This is a genomic window from Bacteroidota bacterium (genome assembly GCA_017303975.1).
Taxonomy (GTDB): Bacteria; Bacteroidota; Bacteroidia; order JAFLBG01; family JAFLBG01; genus JAFLBG01.
On the sequence record JAFLBG010000018.1, the window covers coordinates 25,854 to 39,523 of the forward strand.

Sequence of the window (13,670 nt, forward strand, 5' to 3'; positions counted from 1 at the left end):
GCTCTTTAATTTTTTAATTGAGCGCATTCAAAAAATATTCATCTAAATTCAATAAGCACATATCTAATTCGATGTGTGTTTGTTTTTTTTTATTGACTTTTATTTCCAGCTGCAAAAAAGAAGAAAAATACAAAGGATATAAAGAAACAAATAGTGGTTTGTATTATAAGCTATTATCCTTTGGTGATAGTACTAAAACTGCAAAAAATACAGATTTCCTCGCGCTGCGAATTGTGTATAAAAACGAACGAGATTCGGTTTTTTTAGACACCAAGAATCAAAATCCTTTGGGGTATTTGCTTGTGCCTGCAAGCAAAGTAAGCTTTAAGGGCAGTTTTGAGGAGTTTTATACAAGCATGAATGAAGGAGATAGCATAACTTTTAAAGTACATAGTGATTCGTTATTTATCAAGTTTTTGCAAACCGAATACCCTGTTTTTATTAAAGAATCTAGTATTTTAAATGTGGATGTAAAACTCCAAAAAATATTATCCAAAGAAGCATATGAAAATGAATTAAAGCTGTTGGCGCAACTAATAGATGATTTAGATATAGAAGAGCAACGCAAGCTGTTGATTTATTTAAGACAAAACAATATTTTTCAATCGCCTTTAGATAATGGGTTGTATTATATATCGGCAATTGAGGGGGACGGCCCTCTAGTTGAAAATGAAAAAACGATTGTAATGCGCTACAATGGTTATTTTATGGATGGTAAAAAATTTGATACTACAATCGATTCGTCCTTATTTGAATTTGTAATGGGTAAAGAAGATCAAATTATACCCGGAATTGCCGAGGGAATTAAATTGATGAAACAAGGTGGGAAAGCAAAATTAATTATACCTTCGCATCTTGCTTACGGAAAGGATGGCTCATCTACTGGGGTTGTGCCTCCTTACACCACACTAATTTATGATATTGAAATTGTCCAAGTAAAATAACAATCAAAACAACATATTTGCCATTTATGTTATGGCAAAATCTTAAAAAAATGAATATGAAAAAACAATTTAAAACAGCAATTTTAGCATCAATAGGAGCTTTTGTGGTGTCTTGTAATTCTAACAAAGGGTCAGCAGATTTTGAAAAAACGGAATCTGGTTTGGAGTACAAATTTTATTCTCAAAATAAAGAGGGCGTAAAACCTAAAGAAGGCGATTTTATAAAGGTAATTATGCAATACAAAACATCTAAAGATTCTGTGCTTTTTAAATCGGCTCAAGTTGCCATGGATGGTAGCGGAGCAATTGAGTTTCCTGTTGCAAAAGCACCGTTTAAAGGTAGTTTTGAAGAAGGCTTGGCAATGATGAGTGTTGGAGATAGTGCAAGTTTTAAAGTAAGCGCAGATTCTTTGTATTTGCTTGCTTTTAAAGCAAAGGAGCTACCTGCATTTATTGATAAAGGAAGTTTGTTGACATTTGATGTTAAGTTAGTTAGCATTCGTAGCAAAGAAGAGGTAATGAAAGAGCAAGAAATGGCAATGCAAAAGCAAGCCGCAGAAGCAGAAAAACGTAAAACTCAAGAGCCGCTTGAAATAGAAGCCTATATAAAAACAAATAATATTACCACTAAACCTACTGCAAGTGGTTTGTATGTTATCGAAAAAACAAAAGGAACTGGAGCGCAAGTTTTGAAAGGTTCTATGGTGCAAGTACATTATACCGGTATGTTTTTAGATGGAAATACATTTGATTCTTCTATTGATAGAGGGCAGCCAATCGAATTTTCGGTTGGGCAAGGTCAAGTTATTCCGGGATGGGATGAAGGATTACAATTAATGAAAGTAGGTGGGAAAGCTACTTTTTTAATACCTTCTAATTTGGCTTATGGCGAAATGGGGTCTCAAGGAGCCATTCCCCCATATTCTCCGTTGTTGTTTGATGTTGAGGTTGTTGGGGTTAAATAATTTGTATACAAGTACATTTAAATTGTAAAAAATGCGAAAAATAGTTTTTCTTCTGCTTGCACTGGTTGTTTCTTTCACTAGTTTCTCACAAAAAAAGATAAAGAAAAAAAAGGTTAAAAAGCCTGTACTTGTTAGTACTGCAAGTGGACTGAAATATTCTATTGTTCAAAAAGGAAATGGAGCTCAACCTCAAGCCGGAGATTTAGTAAATGTGCATTATGTAGGACGACTTACCAACGATACTATTTTTGATAGCTCGGTAGAACGAGGACAACCTTTTGCGTTTAAGCTGGGAGTGGGGCAAGTTATAAAAGGATGGGATGAAATTGTGGCGTTGTTGCATGTTGGCGACAAGGCCAATGTTACAATTCCTCCCGATTTAGCTTACGGTTCTAATCCGGTAGGAACAATTCCTGCCAATTCAACCTTGCTTTTTGAGGTTGAGTTGTTAGATATGATACCCGCCCCAAAACCTGCGGCTGTTACTAAGTCAATGGATACAATAACCACTGCAAGTGGCTTAAAGTATATTATGTTAAAGAAAAACCCCAATGGAGTATTGCCTCAAAAAGGTGATAAGCTTACAGTTCATTATTCGGGTTTTTTAACGGATGGTCAGTTGTTCGATTCTTCTGTTGAAAGAGCTAAACCATTTGAGTTTAAAATAGGAGCGAGCAGAGTAATTAAAGGTTGGGAGGAAGGGTTTACCTATTTGCGTCAAGGCGAAAGGGCGAAGTTTATTATTCCACATGCACTTGCCTATGGAGAAAAAGGAATGGGGATAATTCCAGCTAAATCTGATTTAATTTTTGATGTAGAGTTGCTCTTGGTTACTCCACGTAAAGCTCCAAAACCATATGATATTGCAGGATTAGAGGTTAAAACTACCGAAAGTGGTTTAAAATACATTCGTGTAAAGGAAAATCCTAACGGTCCATTGGTAGTTCCTGGAAATGTTGTAATGGCACATTATACAGGATTTCTGGAGGATAGCACCATGTTCGACTCGACTGTTGATTTGGGCAAACCCTTTCAGTTTGTAATTGGAAAAAATCAAGTTATTAAGGGGTGGGAAGAAGCATTTTTATTGATGCGAATAGGAGAAAAATATAGAATTATTATTCCTCCTGCTTTAGCCTATGGAGAAAAGGGAAAAGCTCCGGCAATTAAACCAAATTCAACTTTAATATTTGATGTGGAAATTATGTCTGCTTTCGACCCTGTAAAACCTAAAAGTGATGATCATGGTGGGCATGACCATAGCGATCCTAATCACAAACATTAATTCTAGAGTACACGTGTTTTTAGTCTAATTTTTAGTATATTGATGTGTTAAACTAAAACTTTAATACAATCTTGTAAATAATTGATTTGTAGTTTTTTATTATTTTAAAATATGGCTATGCAGTTGTTGGGATCGATACTTAAAAGTACAATAGACCTAAATCGAAAATTGCCGAAATTTCCGAGGAAAGATGCATTTAAGGTTCAAACAAATACACTTACTAAACTACTAACAAAAGCACAAGCTACCGCTTTCGGAGAACACTATAATTTTAATGCACTATTACGTTCCAAAGATATTGTAGGCGATTTTCAAAAAAGTGTTCCTACGCACGATTATAATTCCATATTTCAAAAATGGTGGTACCGGGCTATTAATGGAGAGCCATTTGTTTGCTGGCCTGAACAAGTCAAATTTTTTGCGTTAAGTTCCGGCACGTCCGAGGCGTCTAGCAAATACATTCCTGTTACAAAGGATATGATAAAGGCTATACGTAAAACGAGTATGCGGCAAATTTTAACCATGTCGCATTATAATTTACCCAAAGAACATTTTCAACGTGGAATATTAATGTTAGGCGGAAGCACACATTTAAACTATAACGGAACGTATTTTGAAGGCGATTTAAGTGGAATATCTACCGGTAATTTACCTTTTTGGTTTCAATATTTTTATAAGCCGGGAAGGCGAATTGCAAAAGAGCGAGATTGGAACTCCAAATTAGACGAAATTACAAAAAGTGCAAAAGATTGGGATATTGGTGTAGTATCTGGTGTGCCGGCATGGATGCAAATACTTTTTGAACGAATTATAGCTCATTACAAGCTAAACAATATACATGAAATTTGGCCCAACTTGCTTATTTACGCGCACGGAGGTGTTTCATTTACTCCATATAAAAAAGGGTTTGAAAAGCTTTTGGGTAAACCAATGATATATTTGGAAACATATTTGGCTTCCGAAGGTTTTATTGCGTATCAAGAACGACCTAATTCCGAGGGAATGCGTTTGGTGCTCGATAATGGAATTTTTTATGAATTTGTGCCATTTAATGAGAACAATTTTGATGGCGATGGCAATATGATTCAAAATCCGGAGACACTTACCGTAGAAAATGTCAAAGAAAATCAAGAGTATGCAATACTACTTTCAACCTGCTCAGGTGCTTGGCGTTATTTAATTGGAGATACTATAAAATTTACTTCCTTAGAATATGGCGAAATTGTAATTACCGGTAGAACCAAGCATTTTTTGAGCTTGTGCGGAGAGCATCTTTCGCAAGATAACATGAATAGAGCCATAAAAATGGTGGAAGATGAATTAAATATTGTGATTAGAGAGTTTAGTGTTGCCGGAATTAACTACGAAAATTTATTTGCTCACAAATGGTATATTGGAACAGATGATAAAGTAGATACTTCTGTTTTAAAGGAGAAAATTGACTCTAATTTGAAAGCGTTAAACGATGATTACCGAGTGGAGCGTATTGCAGCGTTGAAAGATATATTGATAGAAGTGCTTCCATCGGCAGTTTTTTATGATTTTATGCGTTCAAAAGGCAAGGAGGGGGGGCAAAATAAATTTCCACGGGTTTTGAAAAAAAATCAGCTGACAGATTGGGAAGCTTTCTTAGCCAAATTAACTAAATAAGATGATTAGTGCAGTTTTAGAAGGCATTTTACTTGGCTTAACATTGGCAATGTTAATTGGTCCCGCTTTTTTTGCTTTGCTAGACACTAGTTTAACCAACGGATTTAAAATTGGTGTAGCGTTGGCTTTTGGTATATTTCTTAGCGATTTGTTTTGCATCATATTGGCTTATTTAGGTTTTTTACAGTTTATTGATAATCCAATCTATAAAATGGAAATAGGCATTGTTGGGGGCTTTATTCTTGTGTTGTTTGGGTTGTATAATATGTTGGGTAAAAAAACACTAAAACAATCGTCTGCCGCTTCTAGTTTTGGGAAATCGATATCGGTGGTGGTGATAAAAGGCTTTTTTTTAAACCTATTTAATCCATTTGTAATACTATTTTGGGTAGGTGTAGTTACGCTGGCCGGGTCTAGATTCGAGTCTTCAAAAATTAATGCAATTGTGTTTTTTGTAGCATCTCTCATTACCATTTTTGCAACAGATGTGGTAAAATGCTTTGTTGCTCGAAAAATTAAAAACTACCTAAACGCTACTGTACTTTTGTGGGTAAATAGAGTGTCAGGGTTAATACTTGTAATATTTGGACTCGTATTGGCAATTAGAGTAATAGCTCCTAATTTATTTCTCTAAAATTTCTTTTATGTTAGGCTTAAAGTACTTTTCGCTTTTCAGCACTTTCCCATCTTCTCTATAAATAGGCTTTCCGTTTTCATCTAGTTTGCTCATGTTGCTTCGGTGTATTTCGTTAAAAACAGCTTCAATTTTGTCTTGAAGTCCGTGTTTTAAAATAGTGCCACATAAAATATACATTAAGTCGCCTAAGGCATCGGCAATTTCTACCAAATCACCATTTTTGCAAGCTTCTAAGTATTCTTCATTTTCTTCGCGCATAAGGGTATAGCGCAGTAAATATTCGTCTTGGGTTAGTTTAGAAGTTGGAGTAAAGTTGTTTTTTATGCTAAAAGCATCATGAAACTCTTTTACTTTGTTTATACTGTTCTCCATTTTATTTCTTTTTATTCTTTTGGTTGTATTGCTCGTTCAATCCAGCCACCACTTCGTTGGTAATATCTAGGGAATCGTTTGCAAATAGCAATTCGCCAATGCCCGAATACGATAAAACATAATTGTATCCTGCATTTTTGTTATACTCGTTTAGGTAGGCAGTAACATCCTTTTTGAGTGCCATGTTTTTTTTCTGAATATCGTATTGCAATTCTTGTAATTGGGCTTCCATATTAGCAAGTTCCTCGCCTCTGCGTTTCATGTCTTCGTCAGCGGCTTTGGCTTGGTCAACTGATAAAAGCCCTTTTTGGATTTTTTCTTGATACATTAAATAATCATCTTGGTATTTTTGAGCTTTATCCTTGTAGTTTTTTTCTAACCAGCCTTGTTTAGCTTCTGCCTCTTTTTCTAAGTCTTTAACCCACTTTAATTTGCTGATAAGTGTATCTGTATTTACAAAAACTATTTTGTTTGGCTTTATCTCTTTGGGTAAAAGCGGAGTTAGTGTGCTATTAACTGTACTATCCGAGGTGGAAGTGTTTGTCGTGTTAGAAATTCCACTTTTTTTACCACTAAAGTGTAAATAATACAAAAATGCAACTGCAACAAGCAGAACTACATTTAAAATGGTTGATACATTTTTCATTGTCTAAGTAAGTTTTTGGTTTTAAAACGTGTGAATATACCGTTTTATAAAAAGCTGGCATAAATTTTCTCTTTTATTTTCTAATAAGCGAAACTTTTACCGCTATTTTGAGTATAAGGATATTAACAGTCTTAAATTAACCACAAAACCCAACCTTATGAAGAAATTACTATTTCTTTTCATTGCTTTACCTGCATTTATTTTTTCACAGTTAAACACCAATTCCTACCAATCCAAAAGGTTGTGGGTAAAACTAAAAAATCCTAGTTTATCCATCACTAGCGTTTCCGGTGTAAGTCAAGAAGCTACAATTCCTGATGTGTTTACCAATTTTGGTAAATCAGTAAGAATAAATAAGGTTAGTAAGTCATTTACCAATATTTCCAATTTTCCAGCCCTACAAAATATATACGAAGTCGATTTAGCTTCGGTAAATGATGTTGGGAGAGCAATCAAGGTGTTAAAATCTTCTCCGGAAGTGGAATATGCCGAATCAATTCCGTTGGAAAAATTGAGTTATAATCCAAACGACCCTAATTATTCAGCGCAATGGGAGCTTGCTAAAATTAATGCATCCGGAGCATGGAATCTTAATAAAGGAAGTACAAGTGTTGTTGTTGCTGTTATTGATGATGCAATACAAATTAATCATGCCGATTTAGCATCTAGTATTTGGGTAAACTCCTTAGATAATAATACAAATGGAGTGGATAATGACAATAATGGTTATATAGACGATAAGAATGGATTTGATGTTGCCGATAATGATAACGACCCAAGCCCTACTTCTGCACAATTTTTTCATGGAACTCAAGTAGCAGGTGCTGCTGCGGCAACCACAGATAATGCCAAGGGTGTTGCCTCCATAGGATTTAAAATAAAAATAATGCCAATAAAGGCCAGTAATGTAGCCAATGCAATTACGCATGGCTACGAAGGTATTTTATATGCAGCCATCAATAAAGCAAACGTTATTTGTTTGGCTTGGGGAAGTCCTGTTGCTACTGTTACCGGGCAAAGTATAATTGATTTTGCCTACTCAAAAGGATGTGTAATTGTAGCGGCTGCAGGTAATGATAATACAAACGCAATGTACTATCCAGCGGCATACAATAATGTAATAGCTGTTGCTTCTACCAATAATGGAGATGTAAAATCTTCATTTTCTAATTTTGGAAATTGGATAGATGTTTCTGCTCCTGGCGATAATATTTTTACAACTACCTATACTATGGTAGCAAATTCAGGTTATTCTACAGCATCAGGAACATCTATATCGGCAGGTATTGTGTCTGGTTTATGTGGGTTGATGTTATCTTATAAACCTGCAGTTACTCAGCAGGATATAGAAAATTGTTTAAAAAACAATGCAGATCAAAGTATTTACAGTTTAGCCGGGAATACCGCATATGCTGGTTTGTTGGGGTCGGGAAGGATAGAAAGTTCAAGTGCATTGAGTTGTTTGTTGGGTACACAGTACAATACACCAATTGCAGATTTTGAGGCCAACTATACAACCATCTATGCCGGTTCTAAAATATCGTTTACCAATAAATCCAAACATGCTCCAACTTCTTATCAATGGCGTGTAGATACAGGTGCAGCTAATTTAGTTTCTCCCCAAACAAACTTATCTAATATTACATTTAAAACTCCGGGAGTTTATACCGTTACATTATCTGCCACCAATAGTTTTGGAACAGACGTGGAGGTTAAAACAAATTACATTACCGTATTGTCTGGACCAAAAGGGTGCGATACCTTGTATTGGGAAAATAATCCTTTTTCAAATAATCCAAATCCAAATAAATGGTCGGCTTCTTTGTGGACATATCCTGATGCAGCAGCAAGCGGTGGTCATGCGTTTGGTGTAAATAGTTTATTACACAAAGAGATTGCACAATTGTACGGAGTAAGTAACGGATTGAATTATGTTCATAGAATAACGTTGTTGCTTGGTAAAACAAGTGCACCTGCATCTAGTATTGCATCTAAATACATAAAGATTAAGGTATATGGATTGGATTCCATTACAAGAAAACCGGTGGATATTAACGCTCCGGTAACGAATGTTCCTCTATCTACTTTGCTAAATGCTTCACCTTCCGGTATTAAAACTGTTATCATTAATTTACCTGCTATTAAAATTCCATCTGTAGGAATTGCAGGTGTTAAGCCTGATAGTTTCTTTGTGAGTATTGCAATGCAGGGTGGTGGATTAAACGAAGGTAATTTGCAATGGGCTGCAAGCAATGGAGATACAATGGCGTTGATTGGGTCTAGTTTTGCACCAGTTCAAAATCCAAATGAGGATTTAATTTGGTATAAAAAAGCTGATAATTCTTGGTGTCATTTAAAGGCAAGTGGCGGCTGTACTCCATGGGATTTTATTTCGAAATCTCATATTCATATGTTTCCTCATATGACAGATTTAGCACCTGAAGTTCAGTTTACCACAAGTTCAGACACTATTTGTGAGAATGATTTTATTGTGTTTGACGCTACTAACTCAAAATTCAATACTTCGCTAGGTTGGGATTTTGGAGGAGGTAAGCCGAATGTTTCTTCAAGAATTGTAGATACAATTTATTTTACGAACAGTGGTTCAACTCCCAAAACGTATAATGTAAAATTGGTAGGTGTTTCATCAGGGTGTGCAAATCTTACAGACACATTGATTAAAACAATAGTTGTTAATCCCAAACCACAAATTAATGTGTCTTTATCTCCCGGCAATTCAATTTGTATAGGTTCAGGAGATACGCTTACGGCTGTGGCTTCAGGTGCTAGTTCTTACAGTTGGTCGCCATCCTCTGGATTGAGTGCTACAATTGGAGATACAGTAAAAATTGTTCCGTTGCTGAATAATCAAACATACGAGGTTGCTGCAACAACTGCTAATGGTTGTTATGGGGCTACATCTTTTAATGTTTACTTAGATACGATGCCTGTTGCAAATGGAAATGTATCTGTAACCAATACTATTCCTAATCAGTTTATAAATTTAGATGCTACAACCAGTTCGAATGTAGCTACTTTTGTTTGGTCAATGCCTGGCGCAACACCTGCATCATCAACCTCTCCGCTAGCAACCATAAAATACACCAGCGCAGGAACGTATACTGTTAATTTGAAAGTAACAAACAGTTGTGGTTCCGATAGTTCATTCTCCCAAATAATTACAATAACACCTAATACGGGAATAGGAGAATGGTTTACCACCAAACACATTACCTCTATGTATAGTGCTGATGATAAATCAGTTTTCGTATCGGTAAATAATTTAGCAAGTATGGAAAATGCTACACTTGTTTTGACTAATCAGTTAGGTCAGCAAAATTATGTTCAAGCAATTGATATACAAAACGGTCAGAATAGCTACGCTGTGCCTGCAAGTACGTTGTCTAAAGGGATTTACTATTTAACAATTGGGAATGTAAAAGGAATGTATGTGAATAAAATTGTTGTACAGTAAATAGAGCGATATTTTAAATGAAAGCCGAGCTCCATATTATTTGGAGCTCGGCTTTTTATTATAATAACCTATACCTGTAAAACAATAAAGTTTGTAAATTGTTTATTGAGTGTTATATTTTTTTAGTTTAGAAAGTGAAACAAAAAAGTAAAAAGGTTTGCATTGTTGGTTCCGGAATTGCAGGTTTGGCCTGCGCAGCTCGGCTGGCGGCTAAAGGATACGCTGTTGCTTGTTTTGAAGCAAACTCCTATTATGGAGGCAAGCTTACTTCGTTTGAGAAAGATGGCTTTAGATTTGATGCAGGCCCTTCGCTTTTTACCATGCCCCAATTGGTTGATGATGTATTTGTTGCTGCCAATAAAAATCCCCGTACTTATTTTAATTATAAGCAAAAAGAGGTTGCTTGTAACTATTTTTTTAGCGATGGCTTGCTGCTTACCGGCTATGCCGATATCACAAAGTTTGCACACGAAATAGAAAATAAATTAGGTGTAAACAAAAATGTAATTATCAATTACTTTAATAAGTCAAAAATGAAGTACCAGCGTGTTGGTAATTTATTTATGACTCATTCGTTGCATAAGTTATCTACTTGGCTAAGTAGTAAAGTGCTAGTTGCGCTTTCACATATTTATTCCTTCGATTTGCTTAATACAATGAATGGGGTAAATGTGCGTGAGCTAAAGAATGATAAATTGATACAGTTGTTTAATAGGTACGCAACATATAATGGTTCTAATCCATATAGCGCACCGGGATTACTTACGCTTATTCCTCATTTAGAGCACGGTATTGGAACATTTATTCCGGAAGGAGGGATGCAACAAATTCCCGAATCACTTTATAAGCTTTGTATTGATTTAGGTGTAACGTTTCATTTTAATTCGCCAGTAGATAAAATAATTCTTAATGGGAGTAGGGCTTCCGGGGTTATTTCTAAGCAACAGCATTTTGATTTTGATATGGTAGTTTGCAATAGCGATATAGCTAATGCCTATAAGAAATTAATACCTGAGTTAAAAAAATCAAAAACTATTGCAACGCAAGAGCGATCTAGTAGCGCATTGATTTTTTATTGGGGAATAAATAAAAGATTTTCTCAACTCGATTTGCACAATATTTTGTTCAGCTCTAATTATAAAGAAGAGTTCGATTGTATGTTTGCTAAACAAGAAGTCTATCAAGACCCTACAGTATATATAAACATATCATCGAAAGAAATAACCGGAGATGCTCCTGTGGGTGCCGAAAATTGGTTTGTAATGATAAACATGCCGGCTAATAAAGGCTATTATACTGATGAGGTGCAGCGAAAGGCAAGAGCCTTTATTATAAAAAAGATTAACACACTACTTTCAACAGATATTGAAAAATACATCATTGTTGAAGATGTGTTAACTCCCGTGTCTATAGAAAGTAAAACAGGTAGTTTGCATGGCTCGTTGTATGGTACTGCTAGTAATACAAAAATGTCAGCATTTAGCAGACACGCTAATTTTTCTACTGAGGTAAATAATTTATTTTTTTGTGGTGGAAGTGTGCATCCTGGAGGAGGAATTCCACTTTGCTTAAATAGTGCTAAAATTGTAAGTGAACTAATAGCAGATGTTAATTAACAGAATATCTATACTTGTAATAATTATATTCCATTTGGTTGGGCTTGTTGGAATTTTGTTTTTTGATAGAGCGTATTTTATTTCTCTTACACCATTAAATTTACTTATTACGCTGTGTTTTTTTTTAGTTGCAGAATTGCGTTCTAAAGCTCGTTTAGATAGGAACAATTGGCTAATTATGTCTATTGCCATAGCAGTTTTGGGGTATTTAGTAGAATTAATTGGGGTAAAAACGGGTAGCATATTTGGTCAGTATCAGTATGGCGAAACGCTTGGGGCAAAACTTTTAGATGTTCCGCTTGTTATTGGAGTGAATTGGTGTTTGTTACTAATTGGTAGTGCGAGCGTTGCTAATAAATACAAAAATTATTGGGTCAAATTGTTTGTTGGTGCTTCATTGATGGTAGCGTTGGATTTGTTGATTGAACCAATTGCTGTCTCATTTAATTATTGGAGTTGGGCAGGAAATACAATACCAATTCAGAACTATGTTGCTTGGTGGATTGTTTCATTTATATTATTGGCTTTGGTTTTTAAAATGAATAGTTATATTACAAGTAAGGTAGGAGAGTGGATATACTTAATTCAAGTAATCTTTTTTTCTTTGTTAAATTTGATGTTGTGAAAATTAGAGTAGTATGCTGACTTATATTTTAATTACGTTGTTTACTTTTTTTATGATGGAGCTTGTAACTTGGGCAACTCATAAATATGCCATGCATGGCTTTATGTGGTTTTTTCACGAAGACCATCATCAGGTTAAACCGGGCTTCTTTGAGAAGAATGATTTCTTTTTTCTAATTTTTGCCATTCCAAGTTGGTTGTGTATTATGCTTGGCTTAATGCATCAGTATTATTTTGTGGTATCGATTGGAGTCGGAATTGCAATGTATGGGGTAGCTTATTTTTTTGTACACGATGTTTTTATTCATCAACGTTTTAAGTGGTTTAGAAACTCCGATAATGTATACTTGCGTGCATTAAGAAAGGCTCATAAAGTACACCACAAGCACTTAAACAAAGAAGATGGAGAATGTTTTGGAATGCTTTGGGTGCCAACAAAATATTACAAAGAGGCTAAACGTGCAGTTGATTCAAAATAATCTATTCGAGGATGAATAATCTCTATTTACTTCTCGATTTATTTGTTATTCTAGGCCCCCTGTCTTTAAGCTTCGATAAACGTGTTTCATTTTATGAAAAGTGGAAGTACATTTTTCCGGCAATAGCTTGCATGATGCTTATTTTTATTCCGTGGGATAGTGCATTTACCTATTACGGAATTTGGGGATTTAATGATAGATACATTCTCGGACCTACTCTTTTTTATTTGCCTATAGAGGAATGGCTTTTTTTTCCGGCAACACATTACGCTTGTTTGTTTATATATGAGTGTGTCGGAGCTTACTTTAAAAAAGATATTCTAGACAAATACTATAAAATAGTTTTGGCACTTTTTGTACTAGTTGGTATTGGGTGTGCAATATTGGTTCCCACTCAATTGTATAGCAGTTTAAAAATGGGCGGAGCTGCGCTAGTTGCCGCTGTAGTTTTGTTTTACTATAAGCCAATTTGGTTAAATAAATTTACCGCAGCGTTTTTACTATCTATTCTTCCATTTCTACTAATGAACGGATTATTAACAGGCGCTTTTATAGAGCAAGAAATAGTGTGGTATAATCCTAACCATATATTTAATATTCGAATAGGAACCATTCCGGTTGAGGATTTATTTTATAATCTTTTTATGCTGCTTACAACAGTTACTTTTTACGAATGGTTTAGAAAGCTATATTAGTTGTGCTAAAAATCAGCACAATGTAAATCGTTTTACAGAAACGTTCGGCTCGTTTTCTTTTGATAAAACAATAGTGTCAAACCACATAGACAGTGGGCGTGCATATACACTGCCAAAGTGAATCGATTTGTAAATTACAAGTGTTTCGTTGTTTTCGCTATGGGTGGCCAATGTTAAAACTTCGTATTTCCCGCCCTTGTAATGTTTGTAAACTTTCCCTATTTCAGGATATTCCTTAATTTGATTTTTTGACTCACCCGCCATCTTGTATGTACTAATGAT

13 protein-coding genes are annotated in these 13,670 nt (G+C 35.1%); 10 read left to right on the plus strand and 3 right to left on the minus strand.

From position 1 onward, the window contains the following. Positions 1 to 17: 17 nt before the first annotated feature. The 5 genes from J0M08_07830 to J0M08_07850 all read left to right on the plus strand — a co-directional run bounded on the left by J0M08_07830 (position 18) and on the right by J0M08_07850 (position 5,478). Positions 18 to 944 carry an FKBP-type peptidyl-prolyl cis-trans isomerase gene (locus tag J0M08_07830; GenBank protein ID MBN8702958.1) on the plus strand — a complete coding sequence of 309 codons (927 nt, stop codon included), beginning with the start codon at positions 18 to 20 and terminating at the stop codon, positions 942 to 944. 56 nt (positions 945 to 1,000) lie between these two features. Further along, on the plus strand, positions 1,001 to 1,909 hold the full coding sequence (locus J0M08_07835) for an FKBP-type peptidyl-prolyl cis-trans isomerase (GenBank protein ID MBN8702959.1): 909 nt from the start codon (positions 1,001 to 1,003) through the stop codon (positions 1,907 to 1,909). Between the two features lie 31 nt (positions 1,910 to 1,940). After that, positions 1,941 to 3,194 carry an FKBP-type peptidyl-prolyl cis-trans isomerase gene (locus J0M08_07840; protein ID MBN8702960.1) on the plus strand — a complete coding sequence of 418 codons (1,254 nt, stop codon included), beginning with the start codon at positions 1,941 to 1,943 and terminating at the stop codon, positions 3,192 to 3,194. Between the two features lie 117 nt (positions 3,195 to 3,311). Beyond that, complete coding sequence (locus J0M08_07845) at positions 3,312 to 4,844, plus strand: GH3 auxin-responsive promoter family protein (protein MBN8702961.1); 1,533 nt, start codon at positions 3,312 to 3,314, stop codon at positions 4,842 to 4,844. A gap of 1 nt (position 4,845) precedes the next feature. Beyond that, the gene (locus tag J0M08_07850) at positions 4,846 to 5,478 is read left to right on the plus strand and encodes a LysE family transporter (protein MBN8702962.1); all 633 of its coding nucleotides are present in this window, start codon (positions 4,846 to 4,848) and stop codon (positions 5,476 to 5,478) included. On the opposite strand, the gene J0M08_07855 is transcribed toward J0M08_07850, so the two are convergent. Both J0M08_07855 and J0M08_07860 read right to left on the minus strand, forming a co-directional pair. Then, positions 5,467 to 5,853, minus strand: coding sequence for a nucleoside triphosphate pyrophosphohydrolase family protein (locus tag J0M08_07855; GenBank protein MBN8702963.1), 387 nt, complete (start codon positions 5,851 to 5,853; stop codon positions 5,467 to 5,469). The genes J0M08_07850 and J0M08_07855 overlap by 12 nt on opposite strands. Before the next feature lies 1 nt (position 5,854). After that, entirely contained in the window at positions 5,855 to 6,499 is a 645-nt protein-coding gene (locus tag J0M08_07860) for an OmpH family outer membrane protein (GenBank protein ID MBN8702964.1), read from the minus strand. Positions 6,500 to 6,656: 157 nt separating this feature from the next. Here J0M08_07860 and J0M08_07865 point away from each other — a divergent pair, with 157 nt between their 5' ends. The 5 genes from J0M08_07865 to J0M08_07885 all read left to right on the plus strand — a co-directional run bounded on the left by J0M08_07865 (position 6,657) and on the right by J0M08_07885 (position 13,388). Beyond that, the gene (locus J0M08_07865) at positions 6,657 to 9,974 is read left to right on the plus strand and encodes a S8 family serine peptidase (protein MBN8702965.1); all 3,318 of its coding nucleotides are present in this window, start codon (positions 6,657 to 6,659) and stop codon (positions 9,972 to 9,974) included. 134 nt (positions 9,975 to 10,108) lie between these two features. Beyond that, complete coding sequence (gene crtI / locus J0M08_07870; GenBank protein ID MBN8702966.1) at positions 10,109 to 11,590, plus strand: phytoene desaturase; 1,482 nt, start codon at positions 10,109 to 10,111, stop codon at positions 11,588 to 11,590. Beyond that, on the plus strand, positions 11,580 to 12,215 hold the full coding sequence (locus J0M08_07875) for a carotenoid biosynthesis protein (protein ID MBN8702967.1): 636 nt from the start codon (positions 11,580 to 11,582) through the stop codon (positions 12,213 to 12,215). Before crtI ends, J0M08_07875 begins: the two co-directional genes overlap by 11 nt. A gap of 13 nt (positions 12,216 to 12,228) precedes the next feature. Next, on the plus strand, positions 12,229 to 12,693 hold the full coding sequence (locus J0M08_07880; protein MBN8702968.1) for a sterol desaturase family protein: 465 nt from the start codon (positions 12,229 to 12,231) through the stop codon (positions 12,691 to 12,693). 11 nt (positions 12,694 to 12,704) lie between these two features. Beyond that, positions 12,705 to 13,388 carry a lycopene cyclase domain-containing protein gene (locus J0M08_07885; protein ID MBN8702969.1) on the plus strand — a complete coding sequence of 228 codons (684 nt, stop codon included), beginning with the start codon at positions 12,705 to 12,707 and terminating at the stop codon, positions 13,386 to 13,388. 12 nt (positions 13,389 to 13,400) lie between these two features. On the opposite strand, the gene J0M08_07890 is transcribed toward J0M08_07885, so the two are convergent. Continuing rightward, on the minus strand, positions 13,401 to 13,652 hold the full coding sequence (locus J0M08_07890) for a DUF1653 domain-containing protein (GenBank protein ID MBN8702970.1): 252 nt from the start codon (positions 13,650 to 13,652) through the stop codon (positions 13,401 to 13,403). Between the last annotated feature and the right edge of the window lie 18 nt (positions 13,653 to 13,670).